We start from the raw sequence: 20,282 nt of genomic DNA, 5'->3' as shown, positions 1-20,282 counted from the left end.
TCCCTGAGTAGGAGCTTCCCCATGCCTCTGACCACCACCGAATACGACAACGGCGGCGACCTCGGCAAGTACACCGACTCGCTGATCGCCACCAAGGAGTCCCGTGTCGCGGACTTCAGCACGCTCTCCTTCCAGGAGAAGGCGGGCCCGCAGTACCGCCGCGGCCAGATCCGTTACGTCGGCTCCGGCGCGACCGGCAACCACGAGAACGACAGCCGCATCCTGCCCTCCGGCGGCTTCACCTTCTCCAACATGCTCCTGCCGCCCGGCGCCGAGGGCCCCGAGCACACCCACCACGACGTCGAGGAGGCCTTCTTCGTCCTGGAGGGGCAGGTCAAGGTGGGCATCCACCGGGGCCCCGACGAGGCCGAGTACCGCACGCTCGGCTACCGCGACATGATCGTCGTCCCGGCGGGCGTGGCACGCTCCCTGAAGAACGAGGGCGACACCGACGCGCTGTTCTGCGTCGTCATCGGCACGCAGAAGCCGCAGGTCCCGACGTACCCCGAGCACTCGCCGATGCACGGCGTCACCCGTGACTGACGACCGCACCGTCGTCATCACCGGCGCGGGCCGTGGCCTGGGACTCGCCATGGCCCGCCGGGTGGGCGAGGACGGCTTCCGGGTCGTCGTCGCGGAGGTGGATCCCGCGCTCGGCGCGCGGGCCGTCGCGGAGCTGCGGGCCGAGGGCCTCGACGCGCGCTTCGTGCGGTGCGATGTGGGCGACCCCGTTTCCGTGGAGGAAATGGCCGCTGCGGTAAGGGACTTGGGGACGCTGTACGGCCTGGTCAACAATGCCGCACTCGCCAACGGCGTCGGCGGCAAGGAGTTCCAGGACATCGACGTCGAGGTGTGGGACCGCCTGATGGCGGTCAACGCCCGCGGCCCCTGGCTGGTCGCCAAGGCCCTACACCCGCTGTTCCGCTCCCCCGGCCGCATCGTCAACATCGCGTCGGACGCGGCCCTTTACGGGTCGCCGCGCCTGGCCCACTACATCGCCTCCAAGGGCGCGGTCATCGCACTGACCCGGGCGATGGCGCGTGAGCTGGGCGAGAAGGGGATCACCGTGAACGCGGTGGCACCGGGCCTCACCGAGGTGGAGGCCACCGAGACGGTGCCCGCCGAGCGGCACGCGCTCTACCGGGGCAACCGGGCGATCTCTCGCCCGCAGCAGCCGGACGACCTCGTCGGCCTCGTCTCCTTCCTCCTCTCCGAGGAGTCCCGCTATCTCACCGGACAAGTGGTCGCCGTCAACGGCGGCTTCACCATGAACTGACGTACAGGAGCGATGAGTTATGGATCTGGGCCTCGCCGACCGGACCGTCCTGGTCACCGGCGGCAGCTCGGGTGTCGGCCTGGCCACGGTCCGCGCCCTGCTCGACGAGGGCGCGCGCGTCGCGACCTGCGGACGTGACGCCGAGCGGCTCGGGAAGGCCGCGGCCTCGCTCGGCGGCGGCGACCGGCTGCTCACGGGCGTGTGCGATGTGCGTGACGCCGACGCCGTGCGGGAGTTCACGCGGCACGCGGCCGACACCTTCGGCTCGGTCGACGGGCTGGTCAACAACGCCGGGCAGTCCCGCATGAAGGGCCTCGACGAGTCGACCGCCGACGACTGGCGCGACGAGCTGGAGCTGAAGTTCGCCGGAGTCCTCAATCCCCTGCACGCGGCCCGCCCGTACCTGGCCGCCTCGGCCGCGGCGAGCGTCGTGAACGTGAACGCGGTGCTCGCCAAGCAGCCCGAGCCCCGCCTCATCACCACCAGCGCGGCCCGCGCGGGCATCCTCAACCTCTCCAAGTCCCTGGCCACGGAGCTCGCCCCTCAGGGCATCCGCGTCAACTCGGTCTGTCTGGGCCTGATCGACACGGGCCAGTGGACCCGCCGCCACGCGGCCGCCGCGTCCGGTCTGAGTTACGAGGACTGGCAGGCGGAGCTCGCGGCGGACCGCGGCATCGCCCTCGGCCGGCTGGGCCGCGCGGAGGAGGTCGCGTACGCGATCGTCGCGCTGCTCTCGCCCCGCGCCTCCTACACCACCGGCACCAGCATCGACGTCTGCGGCGGCGTCGGCCGCGGCATCCTCTGAGGAGCTCACCCCATGCCACCCATGCACTACGCCACCGGCGGCGATCTCCTCGTCGCCGTCCTGCGGGAACTCGGCATCGACACGGTCTTCGGGATCGTCAGCGTGCACAATCTGCCGCTGGTCGAGGCGGTCGACCGGGAGCTGCGCTTCGTTCCGGTGCGCCACGAGGCGACCGCCGTGAACGCGGCCGACGCCTACGGCCGTGCCCGCGGCTCCCTGGGCTGCGCGCTCACCTCGACGGGTACGGGCGCGGGCAACGCGGCCGGATCCCTTGTCGAGGCGCTCAGCGCGGGCACCTCCGTCCTGCATGTCACCGGTCAGGTGGAGAGCGAGTTCCTGGGCAGCGGCCGTGGTTTCATCCACGAGACGAAGGACCAGCTGGGCATGCTCCGGGCGGTCTCCACGTACGCGGCGACCATTCCTTCGGCGGCGGACGCGGGCCGCGTCCTGCGCGACGCGGCCGGAGCGGCCCTGACCGACCCCGGCGGCCCGGCGAGCGTGGAGTGGCCGGTGGACCTGCAGTACGCGGCCCAGACCGATGCCGCCGATGCGGTGAGCGTGCAGGCCCTCCCTCACCCCGCCGAGGCTGAACTGGGCGCGGCACGCGCTGTGTTGGCCTCCGCCGAACGCCCCCTCATCTGGGCCGGCGGCGGCGCCACCCGCGCCGGCGCCGAGCTGGCCGAGCTGCTTCACGCCACCGGGGCGGGACTGCTCAGCTCCAACTCCGGCCGTGGCGCCGTGCCCGAGGACCATCCCCAGGTCATCGGGAACTTCGCCACCACCCCGGCCGCCCGCGCCCTCCTCGCGGACGCGGACCTGCTGCTGACCATCGGCACGCACTTCCGGTCCAACGAGACCGCCGACTACGGGCTCGCGCTGCCCGACGCGCACATCCAGATCGACGTCGACGCCGCCGCCCTCGGCCGCGTGTACCCGGCACGGCACGCCCTGCACGGTCACGCTCCCGACGTGCTCACGGCCCTGCTGCCCGCCGCGCGCCGGGCCGACGAGAGCTGGACGCGCCGTGTGGCGGCCGTCCGCGCCGACGTCCGGGCCACCCTGCACGACAACATCGGCCCGCAGGCCGCGATCTGCGACGCTATCCGTGCCGCGCTGCCCCGCGAGGCGGTCGTGGCCCGCGACGTGACCATCCCGTCCAGCAGCTGGGGCAACCGGCTCCTGGAGATGTACGACCCCCGCGACAACGTCTTCCCGCGCGGCGGCGGCATCGGGCAGGGGCTCGGCATGGGCATCGGCGCGGCGCTCGCGCGGCCCGACGCGCCCACCGTCGTCCTCGCGGGGGACGGCGGGCTCGCCGTCCACCTGGGCGAACTGCTCACACTCGCCCAGGAGCGGCCGCGCCTCACCCTGATCGTCTTCAACGACGGCGGGTACGGCGTGCTGCGCAACATGCAGGACCGCTACAGCGAGCGGCGCTCCGGCGTGGATCTCGCCACCCCCGACTTCGAACTCCTGGCCCAGGCGTGCGGCCTGCCCTACGCCAGGATCGCCGCCGAGGAGCACGCGCAGCCCGTGATCAGCCACGCCGTCGCGTCCGACGGGCCGACCCTCGTCGAGGTCGACCTGGCCCGCCTGGGACCGATGAAGAACCCGTTCACTCCGCCCGTCAAGATCCCCGGCCAGTGAGGAGGACCCACCATGACCGACAGTGAACTCACGCTGCTCGTACGCCGCATGACCTGGGAGGCGGACGGAGTGCTCTCCGTCGAGCTCACCCACCCGGACGGCAAGCCGCTGCCCGCCTGGACCCCCGGCGCGCACCTCGACCTCCATACCGGCGGGCACGTACGCCAGTACAGTCTGTGCGGCGACCCGCGGAACACCACCGCGTACCGCATCGGCGTCCTCAACGAGTCCTCCTCGCGCGGCGGTTCGCGGTACGTGCACACCGAGCTGCGCCCCGGCCAGACGGTCACCGCCTCCGAACCGCGCAACCACTTCGCCCTGGAGGACGCACCCGGCTACCTCTTCGTCGCGGGCGGCATCGGCGTCACCCCGCTCCTCGCCATGGCCCGCGAGGCCGCACGGCGCGGGGCGGCCTGGCGCATGGTGTACGGCGGGCGCAGCCGGGGTTCGATGGCGTTCACCGATGAACTGGCCTCCCTGGGCGGTGACTTGACCGTCGTGCCGCAGGACGAGCACGGGCACATCGACCTCGCCGCTGCTCTCGACGGGCTGTCCGAGGGCACGCTCGTGTATTGCTGCGGTCCCGAGCCGCTGCTCGCGGCCGTGGAGGCGCTCTGCCCGGCGGACCGGCTGCGCGTGGAGCGGTTCGCCGCGCCCGTCGTGGAGCACACCGGGGACGACTCGGCGTTCGAGGTGGAGTGCCGCCGCTCCGGCGTGACCCTCTCCGTCGACGAGGGCACCTCGGTCCTCCAGGCCGCAGAGGCCGCGGGCCTGAACGTCACCAGCTCCTGCCAGGAAGGCATCTGCGGCAGCTGCGAGACCCGCGTGCTCGACGGCACGCCCGACCACCGCGACTTCCTGCTCAGCGAGGCCGAGCACGCGGCCAACACCTCGATGATGATCTGCGTCTCGCGGTGCGCGTCCGGCCGTCTCGTCCTCGACCTGTGACTCCTCGACCTGTGATTCCCCGATCCGTGATTCCCCACCGGAGGCAACAGTGACCACCGCGACCCCCACCTGGCCGTACCTGGAAGTGCACCAGTCCCGGACGCGCGAGCCGACCCCCTACGAGTACAAGCTCGCCGCCACCCTCGAAGAGGTCTTCACCAAGGGGGGCCATGAACTCTCCGATGTGGTGGACGGCTTGAACGCCCGTCAGGTCCACGCGCCCGACGGCGCCCCCTGGACCGAAGAGTCCTTCCGTGCCGAGATGAACCGACTGGGAGCGTGACCCCGATGACCGCCCTTACCGGCCCGACCGCTTCCGCCGACCACATCTACGCGACCGGCCTGCGCAACCAGTGGCACCCCGTCGTCCCCTCGGACTTCGTCGCCCCCGGCGCCATGCGCAAGGTCACCGCCCTCGGCGAGCAGTGGCTGCTCTTCCGCCGCTCCGACGGCGCCCTGTCGATGCTCGCCGACCGCTGCCCGCACCGCGGGGCGCCCCTCTCACTGGGGAAACACCTCGGCGACCGGGTGGCCTGCTGGTATCACGGCGTGGAGATCGAGACCGACGGCACCGTCTCCTCCGTACCGGGTCTGCCCGGCTGCAACCTGGAGGGCAGGAAACTGGTCACGTCGCTGCCCGTACGGGAGATCGGCGGGGCGATCCTCGCGTACTTCGGCGACGAGAAGCACCCGGAACCGGCCGAACTGACACTGCCGGAGCCGCTGACCGACCCCGAGGTCGACGCGTTCCTCTGCTACGCGGAGTGGGAAGGACCCTGGCGGTTCGCGGTGGAGAACCTCCTCGACCCGATGCACGGCGCCTTCCTGCACCACGAGTCGCACACGATGTACGACGGCGACACCACCGCCAAGTTCCGCATCCGGGAGACGGACCGCGGCTACTTCTTCGAGAAGACCGACCAGCGTGGCGTCAACTTCGACTGGGTGGAGCTGTGCCGCACCGGCGTGGACTGGGTCGACCTGACCATCCCGTACCCGCCGTCGGCCGGCCCCGGCGGCCCGTTCGGGATCGTCGGCATGGTCTGCCCGGTCGACGAGAACCGCACCGGAGTCTTCTTCTGGCGCTACCGCCGCGTGCAGGGCTGGCAGCGCGACACCTGGCGCTTCCTCTACAAGACCCTCATCGAGGAGCGCCACTGGCAGGTCCTCGAACAGGACCGGGTGATGCTGGAGGCGATGCCGGCCGACGCCGACCAGCGCGAGAACCTCTACCAGCACGACCTGGGCGTGGTCAGGCTGCGCCGGATGTACCGCACGGAGGCGGAGGCTCAGGCCGCCGCCTCGTAGGACTCAGGCCTCGGCTTCGTCGGGTGCGTCGGAGTCGGTGATCGACCGCTCCAGCTTGGACATCAGGCGGGCCAGCTGGCGGCACTCGGCCGGGGTGAGCCCGCCGAGCATCCGGCGTTCGTTGTCGAGATGCTCGGCGAACACCTCGTCGATCTTGGCGAGACCCGTGTCGGTGAGCCGTGAGTAGACGACGCGGCGGTCCTCGGCGTCGCGCTCGCGCACGATCAGACCGTCCTTCTCCAGGCGGTCGATGCGCAGCGTCACCCCGGCCGACGAGACGAGACCGGAGTCGGCGAGCTGTCCCGCCGTGAGCCGGTAGGGCGCCCCGGCCCTGCGCAGCGCGGTCAGCACGTCGAACCCGGCGACCGCGAGGCCGTGCCGCTCGATCGCCGTGGTGAGCCTGGTGTTGTAGCGCAGGAAGGTCCGGTGCAGCCGCGCGAGGACCTCCAGGGGCGCGGTGTCGAGATCCGGCCGTTCCCTCGCCCAGTCCTCGATGATCGATGCGACCGCGTCCCGCTGGGGCCCCGCCGACTTCTTCCCGGCCATCTGCCGTAGCCTCCCTCTCGCCCGTACCGCGGTCAGTAAGGAAACCTTAGCCCTGAGAGAAGTACGTATTCGCAGGACTGGTGTGCGCGACGGCCCCGGGACACGCCATAATCGTCCGATACATCGGATGTCTTCTGTCTTGTGAGGCGAGGTCCCCATGGCTGTCACCGACGAAGCCATCGAAAAGATCAAGGGCATGATCGTCTCCGGCGCGCTGCGCCCCGGCGACCGGCTGCCCAAGGAGAGTGAACTCGCCGCCGACCTGGGCCTTTCACGCAACTCCCTGCGCGAGGCGGTGCGCGCTCTCTCGCTGATCCGCATCCTCGACGTGCGCCAGGGCGACGGTACGTACGTCACGAGCCTGGACCCGCAGCTCCTCCTCGAAGCGCTGAGCTTCGTCGTCGACTTCCACCGCGACGACACGGTCCTGGAGTTCCTCGCGGTGCGCCGCATCCTGGAGCCTGCGGCCACGGCGATGGCGAGCACGCACATCACCGAGGCCGAACTCGACGTGCTGAGCGCCCAGTTGGACGCCCTGGGGCCCGCGCCCTCGGTGGAGGAGCTGGTCGCCTGCGACCTGGAGTTCCACCGCGGCATCGTGCAGTCGTCCGGCAACTCGGTGCTCTGCTCGCTCCTCGACGGCCTCTCCGGACCCACCACCCGGGCCCGCATCTGGCGCGGCCTCACCCAGGAGGACGCCGTCAGCCGCACCCTGCACGAGCACCGCGCGATCCTCACCGCGCTGCGCGACCGCGACGCCGAGGCGGCCAGGTCATGGGCGACGGTGCACATCGCGAGCGTGGAGCAGTGGCTGCGCTCGACGCTGTGAAGCACGGCCGCCGAGGGAGTGCGCGGGCCTCCCGCGGGGCAATGATCCATTCATCGCGGCCCGCGCAAGGGGGCTGCGGAGGGCCCCGCCGGACGCCGTAAGGTTGGGGCGTACGTAAAGGACGTCGGAAGGAGGCCTGGGTGATCGAGCTCGAGGGGGTTCCCGAGCTGGTCGACCCGGTCATGGTGGCCGCGTTCGAGGGCTGGAACGACGCCGGCGACGCCGCCTCCACCGCGGTCGCGCATCTCGACAAGGAGTGGAAGGGCGAGGTCTTCGCGGCACTGGACGCCGAGGACTACTACGACTTCCAGGTCAACCGCCCCACGGTCTTCCTGGAAGGCGGCGTCCGCAAGATCACCTGGCCGACGACCCGGCTCTCGGTGGTCCGCGTGGGCGGCGACAAGCCGCGTGACCTCGTGCTGGTGCGCGGGATCGAGCCGTCGATGCGCTGGCGGTCGTTCTGCAACGAGATCCTGGGCTTCGCCCATGAGCTGGGCGTGGAGCTGGTGGTGGTCCTGGGCGCGTTGCTCGGTGACACCCCGCACACCCGCCCCGTCCCGGTCAGCGGCGTCACCTCCGACCCGGACCTGGCGCGCACCATGGACCTGGAGGAGACGAAGTACGAGGGTCCGACGGGCATCGTCGGCATCCTTCAGGAGGCGTGCACGCACGCGGGCGTCCCGGCGGTCAGCCTGTGGGCGGCCGTGCCGCACTATGTCTCGCAGCCGCCCAACCCGAAGGCCACGCTCGCCCTCCTGAACCGCCTGGAGGACCTGATCGGCCTGCGCATCCCGCTGGGCGACCTCGCCGAGGACGCGCGCGCCTGGCAGGTGGGCGTGGACCAGCTCGCGGCCGAGGACAGCGAGGTCGCCGAGTACGTCCAGTCGCTTGAGGAGGCGCGGGACACCGCGGAGCTGCCCGAGGCGACCGGCGAGGCGATCGCCCGAGAGTTCGAGCGCTATCTGCGGCGGCGCGACGGCGGCGGCCCGCCGCAGCCCGGCGGCCATGCCACGGACGGCGGCGACGCATCGCCGTATCTGCGCGAAAGCCCCGGAGGCGACCGCACACGGCCGCCGAAGCCGCAGACCCGTCCGGACACGGAGACAGACACGGAGACGGACACGGAACCGGGCCCCGGAACGGGGTCGGGACCGGGACCGGAGTCGGGCGAAGAGAGCAGCGGCGAATCCGGACCCGCTGATTCCTCCGAGGACTGACAGAAGGCACTGAGCGACATGGGGCGGCATCCGCAAGGATGCCGCCCCTTTGCGTTGCGATTGGCGGGATCGAGGCGTGACATCGCCTTCCGGACGAATTGCACGGGGTTCCCTGATTGCCTTGATTTCAAACGCAGTTGGGGCAAAGGGGGTGGACGACCGCGCCCGGCGGTAGCAGGGTGTGCCCCGGAATACGCGGCCACAGCGCACGGCACGGCACCCGTCCCCCCGAGACCTCGAATCCGTTCGGGCAGGGGAGACCTCTTCGACCCAAGGGAGCGGTGAAGCGATGACCGACCAGGTAGAGCCGACAGGGGGCCCGGGAGCCAGCGGCCCGGGACCCGACGGGGCAGGATTCACCTACCGCGCGTCCGAGCAGGAGCTGATCGTCGTCGCACGGCCCGAGGCCCGGCTGCGTGCCGGCACGGAGGGCGTCCGCTCGGCGGCGGGCTCCGACGTATCGGCCCTGAACATGTTCCTCACCGATGAACAGCTGGCCCTGGAGCCGCTGTTCGGCAACGAGGAGCGGCTCCGGCCCACGAGCCGGCAGCCCGGCGAACCGTACGGCGGCGACGGCGCCAGCGACAGCGACGACGTGCCCGATCTTGCGCTCTTCTACCGCGTGCGCGGCGGCGAGAGCAGGGCGCAGGAGCTGCGCTCGCGGATCGCGGCGCTGCCGGGGATCGACACGGCGTACGTCAAGCCCGGCGCCGTACCGGCGACGCTCGGCTCGACCGACCGGCCGCAGTCCCCGCTCCAGGGTCAGCCGGGGCCGTTCGGTTCGCCCGACGCCGGTGAATCCGGGCGCCGCAAGGAGGGCGCCCCCGTCACCCCCGACTTCACCGGCCGCCAGGGCTATCTGCGCCCGGCGCCGGAGGGCGTCGACGCGTACTGGGCGTGGCAGCGGCTCGGCGGTTCGGGCGAGGGCATCACGGTGATCGACATCGAGGGCGCCTGGCAGCTCAGTCACGAGGACCTGACAAGCAAGCTCGCCGGTGTCGTCGTCGGGACGCCCCTCCAGGACGTGGCCTGGCGCAACCACGGCACCGCGGTGATCGGTGTGATCGGCGGCGACCGCAACGGCGTGGGCATCACCGGCATCGCGCCCGAGGCCATGACCGCGACGGCCTCCTTCCAGCCCCTGGGCACCGCGGCCACGATCCACGCGGCGGCGCAGCGGCTCGGCCCCGGCGACATCGTGCTGATCGAACTGCACCGGCCGGGCCCGCGGTTCGACTTCGAGCCGCGCGACGACCAGCGGGGCTACATCGCCCTGGAGTGGTGGCCGGACGACTACGCGGCGATCCGGTACGCCACCGCGAAGGGCGTCATCGTCGTCCAGGCGGCGGGCAACGGCGCGGAGTCCCTGGACGACGCGGTGTACGAGCGCAGGCCCGACGAGTTCCCCGCGTGGTGGCGCAACCCCTTCAACCCCTCCAACCGGCCTTCGCGCGCCGTCCTGGTCGGCGCGGGCGCACCGCCGCCCGGCACCCACGGCCGCGATCACGGGCCGGACCGCTCGCGCCTGGGGTTCTCCAACTACGGCGCCCGCGTGGACGCGCAGGGCTGGGGCCGCGAGACGACCACGACCGGCGGCTCCTGGAACCAGCCGGGCGACCTCCAGGGCGGCCCGGACGAGATCGCCTGGTACACGGACACGTTCTCCGGCACCTCGTCCGCCTCCCCCGTCGTCGTCGGCGCCCTGGCGTGCCTGCAGGGGATGCTGAAGGCCGCGGGCCAGCAGCTGATGACACCGGACCGGGCGCGTGCGGTGCTGCGCTCGACGGGCTCGCCGCAGCAGGACGCCCCGGGCCGCCCGGCATCCCAGCGGATCGGCAACCGCCCCGACATCAGGTCGGCGGTCACCAATCTGCTGCCGTCGGCGGTGGGCTCGGGCCGGGCCGAGCGCTACTGGGACGAACTGATCCCCTATCCCCCCGACCTCCCGCCGCGCCTGCGGCTGTTCGTCGCGGGAGAGTGGCGCAACCTGAACGACCCGTCCCCCGACATCCGCCAGGCGGTGCGTGCCGCCTTCGCGGGCGGACACCCCGACGTACGCGTCTGGTTCTCGGACGACGAGATCGTCGGCCTGGTCGTCACGGGCTGAGGCGCCCGTGTGACACCGGAGCACCACGCGCGTTGCTGAAGCACCACAACCATTGAGGGAAGGTGGCATCCGCATGAGCACCACCCCGCACATGAGTCCCATGCAGCAGCAAGGCCAGCAGTACGGACCGCAGCAGCCGTTCGGCCCCGGGCAGGGGCAGCAGCAGGGGCAGGGGCAGCAGGGCCAGCCGCAGGGCCCGAGCACCGCGCCGCCGCAGCAGGCCGGCCAGCAACAGCAGTACCCGCAGCAGCCGTTCGGCCAGCAGTCCTACGGCCAGCGCCAGTTCGGCCCGCAGAGCACGCGCGGCATGCAGGGAACACAGGGGATGCAGGGGATGCAAGGGGCCCAGGGCATGCAGGGAATGCAGGGCATGCAGCAGCCGGTCCCGCCGCACCTCCAGCAGCAGCTCCAGCAGCTCGGCCAGCAGCAGCCCTACCAGCAGCTGCTTCAGCAGCTCAGCCAGGAGAGCGTCCCGCAGGCGCAGGCACCGGAGATCTCCACCCAGGCGGTCTCGTCGGGCATCGCCGTGTCGTTCTGGGACGTCATCCAGCCCCTGCCGGGCCAGTCGGTGGTCCTCTACCTGCTGATCGACAACGCCTGGAAGGCGTTCATCAACCCGAGTCAGCAGACCCACGACGCGGTCCAGGAAGCCTTCGCCTACGGTCAGCAGGTGATCGGCTACTACGACACCACCAACCCGTCGTATCTCGTGGCCATCGTGATCACGACGAAGTGACGTACGGCTGAGTGACGTACGGCCGAAGCGACGTACGGATCAAGTGACGTACAGGTTGCGGCACATACGGCGGCGCCGGGCGGAGTCCTTCCCGCCCGGCGCCGCTCCCTGCCGGTGACCGGCCTACGCGCAGCTGAACTTCGCCGCTGCCCAGTCCCCGTGGTCCCCGCTCTTGGAGCCGTTGGTGTCGCTCACCTTCAGCTCCACGTGCCGGGCGCCGCTCACGTCGACGTCCACCGGGACGGTCGCCGATGCGCCCGTCACCTTGGGCGAGGTCCACAGGACCTTGCCGTCGGCCTCGACCGAGAAGGCCACCTCTCCGTAGCCGTTGATCTCGTCGTCGATGCCCACGTCGGCGGTGAACCGTCCGCACTTGCCGCCCGTGTAGACCTCGATGGCGGAGTCGGCGTGGGTGCCGACCCCCTTGTCGTACGTCTTGCCCGCGAGGGTCAGTGTGTGGCCGTCCTCGGCGCCCGACTCGCCGTTGCTGCGATCGCGTTCGGCGGGACCGTAGCCGTTGGCCGACTTCAGCCACACCATGTCGCTCGCCCAGGTGTCGGCCGTCGGCGCCGGTGGCATGACGGCGACCGCGAACCGCTGGGTGGCGGTGCGGTCCTGGCCCGCCGAGCGGTGGCGGACCGTCGCCGTCAGCGGCTGTTCGCCGGGGTCGGCGCCCTTGGGCGGGGTGACGGCGACCTCGACGCGGCGGGTGGTGCCCGCCTTGACGCGGTCGGCGTGGGCGGTGCCCACGGTCCAGCCCTCCGGCACGTCCAGGGTGACGTCGACGCCGGTGGCGTCCCGCGTCCCCGCCGTGACGTCGACGGCGATCTTGCCCGCCGTACCCGCGCCGAGTTCCTGACCGGCGGGGGCGCTCACCGCGGCGCTCGCGCCGGGCACGGCACCGCCGACCGCGCTGGTGTCGTCGAGTTCCAGCTCGAAGGCGCGGTCCGTGCGGAGCGCCGCCGTCTTCACCTTGACGACACCGCCCCGGTCGTCCCGGTCGTAGAACCAGCCCTGCGCCGCCTTCTCGTACGCAGCCTTCGAGGTGAGCCGCGGCAGCCTGTCGCCGCCCAGCTCCACCCGGCTGGGCGCGTCACCGGTGTGCAGCGTGAAGGCGTAGGGCCGCTTGGTCTGCTTGCCGCTGAACTCCCCCTTGCTCGCGCCGATCCGCACCCGTACGTCGCCCGCCCCGGAGCGGGGCGCCTCGACGTCGGCACGCTGGGTGGCGTACTTGCCGTCGCGGTGCTGCCGGGTCACGCCGTCGTCCTCGTACAGCTCGAAGGAGGACGTGCCCTGCGGGTAGATGTCCCAGGCGAGCGGTGAGGCGGCGGTGCGGTCCTTGTAGGACCTGATGCCGGGCCACATCGGCACGCTGGCACCGCCCTTGACGAACAGCGGCAGGGTGTCGAGGGGCGCGCTGTAGTGGTCGACGGTCGTCGGACCCTGGTACGTGCGGCCGCTCCAGTAGTCGGTCCACGTGCCCTTGGGGAGGTAGATGCCGTCGCGGACGGTCGTGTCCTTGTAGACGGGCGCGACGAGGAAGTCCTCGCCCGCCAGGAACTCGTACTTGGCCGCTTCGGTGGCGGCCTTCGGGTCGTCGGGGTATTCGAGGGCCAGCGGACGCGTGGCGCCGACGCCCGTCTTCGTCGCCTCGTGGCCGTACGAGTAGAAGTAGGGCAGCAGCGATTCGTGGAGCTTGAGGTACTTGCGGTTGATGGAGGTGTAGGGCTCGCCGTAGCGGAAGGGCTGCTTGTCGTTGGCGGCCCAGCCGTCCATCGTCATCGTGACCGGCAGGAACGACTTCCACTGCAGGTCACGCGCGTACGTCTTGGCGCTGCCGCCGAAGATGCCGTCCACGTCACCGGTCGTGTAGGCCATGCCGGACATGGTCGCGCCCGCGTAGGTCGGGATCTGCCAGCGGATGTACTCCCAGCTTCCGCTCTGGTCGCCGGACCACTGCACCCCGCAGCGCTGGGCGCCCGACCAGCTCTCCGGGGCCCAGGTGAAGCCGCGGGCGTCGCTGTTGTCCTCGATGCCCTTGTACGCGTCCTTGCAGCCGTCGAGCGCCTTCTTGTAGCCGTCGCCGACCCAGGCGACGTCGAGCTTGGCGACGCGCTGGCCCGCCTTGACCTGGTCGGCGATCTTGTCGATGCCGTCCTCGGTCCACAGGCCCATCTGCATGTCGCGGTCCTGGAGGCCCTTGGCGGTCTCGGCGAGGTCTTCGTAGCCGCAGCCGTAGCCGTCGTTGACGAGCATCCAGCCGTTGGGCATGTCGTGCTTCAGGTACTCGTCGGCGACCTTCAGGGAGTCCAGGGTGTGCCGCTCGCCCTGGTTGGCGTTGTGGAGGTAGCAGTCGGCGTCGCCGACCTCCAGGCCGTAGACGGGCGGCAGGAAGGGCTTCCCGGTGAGCTTCGTGTACTGCCCTATGACCCCCTTGACGTCCTTCGCGCCACGCCCGGCGAAGTAGTAGGCGTCGAAGCGCTGTTCCTTGGCGCTGGTCGTCACCGGCTCGGCGAAGTCATAGGTGTTGGGCGCGTACGTGTTGCGGAAGACTCCATAGCCCTGCGAAGACACGTAGAACGGCACGGAGTTGGGGTGGCCGCCGTCGTCCCAGTCGTAGTCGACGCTCACCTCGACCTTCTTGCCCCGGTGCGAGGTGTTGCCCCGCCCGTTCTGCATTCCGGCGCCGTAGTACTGCTCGTCGGCGCCACGGGCCAGGGACTGGGTGGTGGCGTCCTTGGTCCAGCTCAGGCCCTTCGACTCGGCCCAGACCTGGGTGCCGTCGGCGCGGTAGAGGGCGAAGCGCAGGGGCGACTTGTAGGCGCGCAGGGTCACCTTGGAGGTGCTCAGTTCGTAACGGTCGCCCTTGTCGGCCCACTTGGCGCGCGGCGGTTCGCCCTGCGGCAGGACGATGTCCTTGCCCGTCGGGTCGGTGAACTCGCCCTCGGGGGCGAGTTCGAGCCGGAACGTCTCGGCCGACACGAAACTGACGCGGGCCACGGCCTTGCCCGCGGTGAGGCGGTAGACGGAGCCGTCGGCGGCGAAGTCCGTGACGTCCCCGACGGTGGTCGCGGGTTCATCGGCGGCCTGCGCGGCGCCGCCACCGGGACCGGCGAACACGGCGAGGAGGCCGAACAGGGCGGCGACGACGGCCGCCCGTCTGGAGCGGGTGGGTGATCTCATGGCCCGGTGTCTAGCGCCCCGGAGGGTGTGGAGGCCATGGACTTTGCCGAGCCGCTGCTGGACTCCTCGAAACGGAGTCCGGCGGCGGCCCGGCGGACGGGTCCTACAGTGCGACGCCGAGCAGCGCGTCCACGGCACGGGATACGACGCCGGGGGCGCCCTCTTCCGTACCGCCATCGGCGGCCTGGCGGGCGGCCCAGGCGTCGACCGCGGCGAGCGCGGCCGGTGAGTCCAGGTCGTTGGCCAGGGCTTCGCGCATCTGCTCGACCACAGCGTCGGCGGAGGGTCCGTCGGGGCGCGAGACGGCGGCACGCCACCGGCCCAGGCGCTCCACGGCCTCGGTCAGGACGGAGTCGGTCCACTCCCAGTCGGCGCGGTAGTGGTTCGCCAGGAGCGCGAGGCGGATGGCGGCCGGGTCGGTCCCGTCCCGCCGCAGCTTCGACACGAAGACGAGGTTGCCCTTGGACTTCGACATCTTGGCGCCGTCCAGGCCGACCATGCCCGCGTGCACGTACGCCTTGGCGAAGGGGTGCTCGCCGGTGAGCGCCTGGGCATGCGACGCGCCCATCTCGTGGTGCGGGAAGGCGAGGTCGGACCCGCCGCCCTGCACGTCGAAGCCCATGCCCAGGTGGTCAAGGGCGATGGCCACGCACTCGATGTGCCAGCCGGGCCGGCCGCGGCCGAGCGAGGCCCCGTCCCAGCTCGGCTCGCCCTCGCGGGCGGCCATCCAGAGCATCGGGTCGAGCGGGTCCTTCTTGCCCGGGCGGTCCGGGTCGCCGCCGCGCTCGGCGGAGAGCAGCTTCATCGCGGCGGCGTCGAGGCCGGACACCTCACCGAAGTGCGGGTCGGACTCGACCGAGAAGTAGACGTCGCCCTCGAGCTCATAGGCGGCGCCCATGTCCCGGAGCCGTTCGACGAGCGGCACGATGCCGGGTATCGCCTCGACGGCTCCGATGTAGTGCTGCGGCGGGAGCAGCCGCAGGGCGGTCATGTCCTCGCGGAACAGGGCGGTCTCGCCCTCGGCGAGCTCCACCCAGTCCTTGCCGTCACGGATGGCGCGTTCCAGGAGCGGGTCATCCACGTCGGTCACGTTCTGGACGTAATGAACCTGCCGCTTGTTGTCGAGCCACACGCGCTGCACGAGGTCGAACGCGTTGTAGGTCGCCGCGTGACCCATATGGGTCGCGTCGTACGGAGTGATGCCGCAGACGTAGATACGGGCGACGGGACCGGGGTCAAGGGTGACAAGACCACCGGTCGCGGTGTCGTGGATCCGGAGGTCGCGGCCCTTGCCAGGCAGGGCGGGGACCTCAGAAGCGGGCCAGGCATGCATGCCCTGAGCCTAACCGGACGGAGCGTCCGTATACGAGTGGGGGCTGGCGGGGCACCTTGATCCGGGAATCACGGCAGAGCGGCCACTCCCGTTGTGGGCAGGCGTTCCGCCCGCCCAAACGTGGGGGACAACACCATCGCCGCGAGGCCACGCCTACACCGGCGGCCACGGAATCGCGGGCCACTCCCCGCCGGGCACGGGATGCTTCCCGGACGCCAGCAGGGCGTCCACGCGGGCGCGCACCGCGTCCAGCTCCGCCCCGGTGATCAGCTTCCCCAGCCGGAGGCCCAGCGGCGCCCCGTCCGCCAGCGCGCCCCGCAGGGACTCGAGGACCCCGACCGCCTCGGCGGTCAGCGGCTCCCCCGCCCAGCCCCACAGGAGGGTCCGCAGCTTGTCCTCGGCGTTGAAGGTGACCCCGTGGTCGATGCCGTACAGGCGGCCCGCGTCGGTCAGCAGATGGCCGCCCTTGCGGTCCGCGTTGTTGATCACCGCGTCGAGCACGGCGAGCCGCCGCAGCCGCTCGTCGTCCGCGTGCACGAGAAGCGCCGTACGCCCCTCCCCCACGTCGGCGAAGCCGATCGCCTTCCAGCCCTCACCCGGCTCCGCGCCCTCGACGAGGGCCAGCAGCTCCCCGCCGTCCTCGGAGGACTCCGGGTCGGTGTCCGAGCCCTCGATCCACAGCTGGCACATGCCCTCGCCGTGCGGCCCGTCCCGCAGCACGGTCGGCGGGACCAGGCCCCACCCCGTCGCCTCGGAGACCTCGTACGCGGCCACCTCGCGCTGCGCGAGCGTCCCGTCGGGGAAATCCCACAGCGGCCGCTCCCCGGCCACCGGCTTGTAGACGCAGGCGGCTTCCTGGCCCTCGTACGCGACGGAGCAGTAGAGCACCGCGTTCGAGGCCTCGCGGATCCGCCCCCGCACGGTCAGCTCACCGCGGGAGAGCAGCTCCATGGCGTCGGAGGTCACGCTCCCCGCCGGTATCCGTTCTGCCGCGGGCATACGTGTCCTTCCGGGTCGAGCGGGAGGCTGCACAGGGGGCACGGCGGCCGGCCCGCGTTCACGACGTCCAGGGCGCGCCGGGCGAACGCGCGCGCCTGCACCCCGGAGAGCCGGACGCGCAGCATCGGCGGCCCGTTCTCCTCGTCCTGCAGAAGCCTTTCCTCGGCTTCCGCGAGGTCCTCGTCGGACTCAGCGTCCAGCTCGACCAGAGCCTGCGCCTCGACGATCATCCGCTCCTCGTCGCCGTCCCAGGCCAGCGCCATCGTGCCGACGCGGAACTCCTCCTCGACCGGCGCGTCCAGAGGCGCGCTGTCACTGATCTCGGAGGGGGCCACCGCGGGCACGGGGGTGTTGCCGCCGCTGCGGCGCACCACCTCGTCGAGCAGCTCTTCCATGCGTTCGGCGAGGGCGGCCACCTGGGTCTTCTCCAGGGCGACGCTGGTCACCCGGCCACCGGCGGAAGCCTGGAGGAAGAAGGTACGCCGTCCGGGGAGTCCGACCGTTCCGGCCACGAAGCGTTCCGGCGGGTCGTAGAGGAACACCTGACGCGACACGTCCTGTCTCCATTGGGATCGACTGCGGTTGATCATTTGCGCCTGTTCGGCGCGACGACTGCACCCTACTGCGGGTGACGATCACGGTGCTCCCGCATCGCCCCCCACCGCCGCGTCGCTGCCCGACGGCTCCACACGGGGCGCGAGCGACCCGAAGTCGCCGGTGTCCCCCAGTCGTACGAGGAAGGGGCGCAGCCGCGTGAAGCGGATGGCGGTGACGGAACAGGGCTCCACGGAGATGCGCTGGAAGAGGTCCAGGTGGAGGCCGATGGCGTCCGCGACAAGGGACTTGATGATGTCGCCGTGCGAGCACATGAGGTACACGGCGTCGGGGCCGTGGTCGCGCTCCACGCGCGCGTTCCACTCGCGTACCGCCTCGGCCGCCCGCGTCTGCATGGCGCGCATGGACTCGCCGCCGGGGAAGGCGGCCGCCGACGGATGCTGCTGTACGACCTCCATGAGCGGCTCGTCGGAGAGCTCGGCGAGCTTGCGGCCCGACCAGTCGCCGTAGTGGCACTCCCCGATGCGGTCGTCGGTGTGCGCCCGCAGGTCCGGCCGGGCGGCGAGCAGCGGCGCGACGGTCTCCTGGCAGCGTTGCAGGGGGCTCGTGACGACTTCGGCGAGCGGCAGGTCCGCGAGGCGTCCGGGGAGCGCGGCGGCCTGTGCGGTGCCGCGCTCGTCCAGGGCCACGCCGGGGGTCCACCCGGCGAGCAGGCCCGCGGTGTTGGCGGTGGATCGTCCGTGCCGGACGAGGATCAGCGTGGGCATGCGGGCCAGCCTAAGCCGCCGAGGGGGTGCGCCCCGAGCAGAGGTTCGGAAGAATGCGCTCCGTGATCGTGGACTGCGCGATGTACCGGGACGGCCGCCGGAGCGAGTGCGAGGCGGACTTCTCCGATGCGCTCGACGAGGCGCGCGCCGCGGGCGACGCGTTCGTCTGGGTGGGCCTGCACGAACCGACGGAGGAGGAGTTCGACGAGGTCAGCAGGGAGTTCGGGCTGCATCCGCTGGCCGTGGAGGACGCCTTGAAGGCGCATCAGCGGCCCAAGCTGGAGGTGTACGACGACTCGCTGTTCGTGGTCCTGAAGCCGGTCGTCTACGAGCCGGACAGCGACGCCGTCTCCTCGGGCGAGGTCATGGTCTTCATCGGCGACGCCTTCGTGGTGACGGTCCGGCACGGCGAGGGCTCGCCCCTGGGCGTCGTACGCCACCGCATGGAGGCGGACACCCAGATGCTCAAGCACGGCCCCACGTCCGTCCTGTACGCGATCGCGGACGCCACGGTCGACCACTACCTGGACGTCGCGGGCGAGCTGCAGACCGACCTGGAGGAGCTGGAGGCGGAGGTCTTCTCGCCCGACAACGGGGGCAGCCGCAACACGGCGTCCCGGATCTACCGGTTCAAGCGGCAGATCGTCGAGTTCCGCCGGGCCACCGGACCGTTGGCGATGCCCATGATGCGCCTCTCCGGAACGGGCCCCTTCGCGCCTGACGTGCCGTTCGTGAAGGACACGGCCCAGCCGTTCTTCCGGGACGTCAGCGACCATCTGACGCGCGTGAACGACTGGGTGGACAGCCTCGACCGGCTGGTCTCCGACATCCTCTCCGCGCACCTGGCGCAGATGAGCGTGCGGCAGAACGACGACATGCGGAAGATCTCGGCGTGGGCGGCCATGGCCGCGGTCCCCACCATGATCGCGGGGGTCTACGGCATGAACTTCGACCACATGCCGGAGCTGCACTGGCTCTGGTCCTACCCGGCCGTGATCCTGCTGATGGTCGCGCTCGAGGTCTTCCTCTACCGGCTGTTCAAGCGCCGCGGCTGGCTCTAGCCGGCGGCGGGGTCACGCGAAACCGGCCGCCGCCGTGGCGGGCCCGCCGAGGGCGTCGCGCCGCTCGGGCAGCTTCAGGGACACCATCCGCCGCCAGCCGCCGCACCGTTCGTACCCGTAGATGGCGTGGATGCCCGAGGCGAGCGCCGCGGACTTGGGCCTCGGCCAGCCCAGGATGCGCCCCATGTGGCCCATCACGGCGATGCTCACGTCCCGGTACACACGCGTCTCGGCCCGGGCGCACTCGTGCAGGGTGTCCAGGATCGTCCGCCCGTGTCCGGCCGCGGCCAGGCGCAGCAGTTCCTCGTGGCAGTACGCCAGGTGGTTGTCCTCGTCGCGGCAGATCATCGTGACGGCCCTGCCGACCTCGGGGTGGTCCCCGAAGTACTTGGCCAGCATGCCCATCTGGTCGGAGGCGCGCTGTTCGGTGACGCGGCTGTGCGCGAGGTAGACGACGACGTCCCGCTCGCTCAGCGGCTCCTCACGGCGCAGCTTCTCGTGCGCCAGACCGATGCCCCGCTGCTCCAGGAGCATGGTGTAGTCCGTCCCGGGCGGGACCGGGACGGGATCGAGGCCGCGCTTCTTCAGGAGGGCGTTGAAGATCCGCCCGTGCTTGTCCTCGTCGGCGCCGTGCCGGGTGACCTTGGCGGTGAGGGCGCGCTGGCTCTCGGGCAGGAGCGCCGCGATGCGCCCGTTCTCCCAGCCGCCCTGCGACTCCCCGCTGGCTGCGATGGAACAGAAGAGCTGGAACGACTCGTCGTTGTCGAGGATCTCCTCGAAGACACTCCTGGCCGACAGCATCAGTGGCACCTCCATGCCCTCCACGCGAACCTCCGCAAAGAGCAAGTCAAATGCGGTGGCGCGGGCATGGCAACAGATGCCGGGGCCGGCTCCGCCAAACGAAGGACAGTTGCCCCCGGACGGGGCCGTAACCGAGGGGCGCCGTGACGCGTTGTGCCCCGTGA

19 protein-coding genes are annotated in these 20,282 nt (G+C 71.4%); 12 read left to right on the top strand and 7 right to left on the bottom strand.

The features are described from left to right. The first annotated feature begins 21 nt into the window (after nt 1-21). From AB0E78_RS20365 to AB0E78_RS20335, 7 genes are read left to right on the top strand one after another with little or no spacing between them, the layout of a single operon-like run. Nucleotides 22-543, top strand: coding sequence for a cupin domain-containing protein (locus tag AB0E78_RS20365; RefSeq protein ID WP_361834131.1), 522 nt, complete (start codon nt 22-24; stop codon nt 541-543). Then, nucleotides 536-1,276 carry an SDR family oxidoreductase gene (locus tag AB0E78_RS20360; RefSeq protein WP_361834129.1) on the top strand — a complete coding sequence of 247 codons (741 nt, stop codon included), beginning with the start codon at nt 536-538 and terminating at the stop codon, nt 1,274-1,276. Before AB0E78_RS20365 ends, AB0E78_RS20360 begins: the two co-directional genes overlap by 8 nt. 19 nt (nt 1,277-1,295) lie before the next feature. After that, nucleotides 1,296-2,081, top strand: a complete 786-nt coding sequence (locus AB0E78_RS20355; RefSeq protein ID WP_361834127.1) for an SDR family oxidoreductase — start codon at nt 1,296-1,298, stop codon at nt 2,079-2,081. Between the two features lie 21 nt (nt 2,082-2,102). Continuing rightward, nucleotides 2,103-3,728: a thiamine pyrophosphate-binding protein gene (locus AB0E78_RS20350; RefSeq protein ID WP_361834662.1), complete on the top strand. Its 1,626-nt coding sequence runs from the start codon at nt 2,103-2,105 to the stop codon at nt 3,726-3,728. Between the two features lie 12 nt (nt 3,729-3,740). Continuing rightward, a complete protein-coding gene (locus AB0E78_RS20345) occupies nt 3,741-4,676 on the top strand; it encodes a PDR/VanB family oxidoreductase (protein ID WP_361834125.1) in 936 nt (311 codons plus the stop codon). Nucleotides 4,677-4,725: 49 nt separating this feature from the next. Then, on the top strand, nt 4,726-4,959 hold the full coding sequence (locus AB0E78_RS20340; RefSeq protein WP_361834123.1) for a recombinase-like helix-turn-helix domain-containing protein: 234 nt from the start codon (nt 4,726-4,728) through the stop codon (nt 4,957-4,959). A gap of 5 nt (nt 4,960-4,964) precedes the next feature. Further along, nucleotides 4,965-5,984: an aromatic ring-hydroxylating dioxygenase subunit alpha gene (locus AB0E78_RS20335; RefSeq protein ID WP_361834121.1), complete on the top strand. Its 1,020-nt coding sequence runs from the start codon at nt 4,965-4,967 to the stop codon at nt 5,982-5,984. Nucleotides 5,985-5,987: 3 nt separating this feature from the next. Here the strand turns inward: AB0E78_RS20335 and AB0E78_RS20330 are convergent, their stop codons facing one another. Next, nucleotides 5,988-6,530 carry a MarR family transcriptional regulator gene (locus tag AB0E78_RS20330; protein ID WP_361834120.1) on the bottom strand — a complete coding sequence of 181 codons (543 nt, stop codon included), beginning with the start codon at nt 6,528-6,530 and terminating at the stop codon, nt 5,988-5,990. 157 nt (nt 6,531-6,687) lie between these two features. Between AB0E78_RS20330 and AB0E78_RS20325 the strand changes: the two genes are divergently transcribed. From AB0E78_RS20325 to AB0E78_RS20310, 4 genes are all read left to right on the top strand, one after another. Beyond that, complete coding sequence (locus AB0E78_RS20325) at nt 6,688-7,359, top strand: FadR/GntR family transcriptional regulator (protein ID WP_361834118.1); 672 nt, start codon at nt 6,688-6,690, stop codon at nt 7,357-7,359. Between the two features lie 140 nt (nt 7,360-7,499). After that, the gene (locus AB0E78_RS20320; protein ID WP_361834116.1) at nt 7,500-8,576 is read left to right on the top strand and encodes a PAC2 family protein; all 1,077 of its coding nucleotides are present in this window, start codon (nt 7,500-7,502) and stop codon (nt 8,574-8,576) included. Nucleotides 8,577-8,865: 289 nt separating this feature from the next. Beyond that, nucleotides 8,866-10,683, top strand: coding sequence for a S8 family peptidase (locus AB0E78_RS20315; RefSeq protein WP_361834114.1), 1,818 nt, complete (start codon nt 8,866-8,868; stop codon nt 10,681-10,683). A gap of 73 nt (nt 10,684-10,756) precedes the next feature. Next, complete coding sequence (locus AB0E78_RS20310) at nt 10,757-11,419, top strand: hypothetical protein (protein ID WP_361834112.1); 663 nt, start codon at nt 10,757-10,759, stop codon at nt 11,417-11,419. Nucleotides 11,420-11,542: 123 nt separating this feature from the next. Here the strand turns inward: AB0E78_RS20310 and AB0E78_RS20305 are convergent, their stop codons facing one another. From AB0E78_RS20305 to AB0E78_RS20285, 5 genes are all read right to left on the bottom strand, one after another. Continuing rightward, nucleotides 11,543-14,602, bottom strand: a complete 3,060-nt coding sequence (locus tag AB0E78_RS20305) for an NPCBM/NEW2 domain-containing protein (RefSeq protein WP_361834110.1) — start codon at nt 14,600-14,602, stop codon at nt 11,543-11,545. A gap of 103 nt (nt 14,603-14,705) precedes the next feature. After that, a complete protein-coding gene (gene mshC / locus AB0E78_RS20300; RefSeq protein ID WP_361834108.1) occupies nt 14,706-15,935 on the bottom strand; it encodes a cysteine--1-D-myo-inosityl 2-amino-2-deoxy-alpha-D-glucopyranoside ligase in 1,230 nt (409 codons plus the stop codon). Nucleotides 15,936-16,088: 153 nt separating this feature from the next. Next, nucleotides 16,089-16,934: an SCO1664 family protein gene (locus AB0E78_RS20295; RefSeq protein ID WP_361834107.1), complete on the bottom strand. Its 846-nt coding sequence runs from the start codon at nt 16,932-16,934 to the stop codon at nt 16,089-16,091. Then, nucleotides 16,898-17,488 (bottom strand): DUF3090 domain-containing protein, encoded by a 591-nt coding sequence (locus AB0E78_RS20290; RefSeq protein WP_361834105.1) that lies wholly within the window; start codon nt 17,486-17,488, stop codon nt 16,898-16,900. The genes AB0E78_RS20295 and AB0E78_RS20290 overlap by 37 nt, the downstream gene beginning before the upstream one ends. An 81-nt stretch (nt 17,489-17,569) precedes the next feature. Beyond that, entirely contained in the window at nt 17,570-18,256 is a 687-nt protein-coding gene (locus AB0E78_RS20285; protein ID WP_361834103.1) for a histidine phosphatase family protein, read from the bottom strand. Between the two features lie 62 nt (nt 18,257-18,318). Between AB0E78_RS20285 and corA the strand changes: the two genes are divergently transcribed. Then, nucleotides 18,319-19,317: a magnesium/cobalt transporter CorA gene (gene corA / locus AB0E78_RS20280; protein WP_361834659.1), complete on the top strand. Its 999-nt coding sequence runs from the start codon at nt 18,319-18,321 to the stop codon at nt 19,315-19,317. 12 nt (nt 19,318-19,329) lie between these two features. Here corA and AB0E78_RS20275 read toward each other — a convergent pair whose 3' ends face one another. Then, complete coding sequence (locus AB0E78_RS20275; RefSeq protein ID WP_361834656.1) at nt 19,330-20,118, bottom strand: ferritin-like domain-containing protein; 789 nt, start codon at nt 20,116-20,118, stop codon at nt 19,330-19,332. Between the last annotated feature and the right edge of the window lie 164 nt (nt 20,119-20,282).

This window comes from Streptomyces sp. NPDC032198, from assembly GCF_040636975.1.
Taxonomy (GTDB): Bacteria; Actinomycetota; Actinomycetes; order Streptomycetales; family Streptomycetaceae; genus Streptomyces.
The sequence above is the reverse complement of the archived record's forward strand: the minus strand, read 5'-3'. Positions and strand labels throughout refer to the sequence as shown.

Coding starts and splice junctions, on each gene's coding strand:
- AB0E78_RS20365 (WP_361834131.1), top strand. CDS start 22: ATGCCTCTGACCACCACCGAATACGACAACGGCGGCGACCTCGGCAAG.
- AB0E78_RS20355 (WP_361834127.1), top strand. CDS start 1,296: ATGGATCTGGGCCTCGCCGACCGGACCGTCCTGGTCACCGGCGGCAGC.
- AB0E78_RS20350 (WP_361834662.1), top strand. CDS start 2,103: ATGCACTACGCCACCGGCGGCGATCTCCTCGTCGCCGTCCTGCGGGAA.
- AB0E78_RS20345 (WP_361834125.1), top strand. CDS start 3,741: ATGACCGACAGTGAACTCACGCTGCTCGTACGCCGCATGACCTGGGAG.
- AB0E78_RS20335 (WP_361834121.1), top strand. CDS start 4,965: ATGACCGCCCTTACCGGCCCGACCGCTTCCGCCGACCACATCTACGCG.
- AB0E78_RS20330 (WP_361834120.1), bottom strand. CDS start 6,530: ATGGCCGGGAAGAAGTCGGCGGGGCCCCAGCGGGACGCGGTCGCATCG.
- AB0E78_RS20325 (WP_361834118.1), top strand. CDS start 6,688: ATGGCTGTCACCGACGAAGCCATCGAAAAGATCAAGGGCATGATCGTC.
- AB0E78_RS20315 (WP_361834114.1), top strand. CDS start 8,866: ATGACCGACCAGGTAGAGCCGACAGGGGGCCCGGGAGCCAGCGGCCCG.
- AB0E78_RS20310 (WP_361834112.1), top strand. CDS start 10,757: ATGAGCACCACCCCGCACATGAGTCCCATGCAGCAGCAAGGCCAGCAG.
- AB0E78_RS20305 (WP_361834110.1), bottom strand. CDS start 14,602: ATGAGATCACCCACCCGCTCCAGACGGGCGGCCGTCGTCGCCGCCCTG.
- mshC (WP_361834108.1), bottom strand. CDS start 15,935: ATGCATGCCTGGCCCGCTTCTGAGGTCCCCGCCCTGCCTGGCAAGGGC.
- AB0E78_RS20295 (WP_361834107.1), bottom strand. CDS start 16,934: ATGCCCGCGGCAGAACGGATACCGGCGGGGAGCGTGACCTCCGACGCC.
- AB0E78_RS20285 (WP_361834103.1), bottom strand. CDS start 18,256: ATGCCCACGCTGATCCTCGTCCGGCACGGACGATCCACCGCCAACACC.
- AB0E78_RS20275 (WP_361834656.1), bottom strand. CDS start 20,118: ATGCTGTCGGCCAGGAGTGTCTTCGAGGAGATCCTCGACAACGACGAG.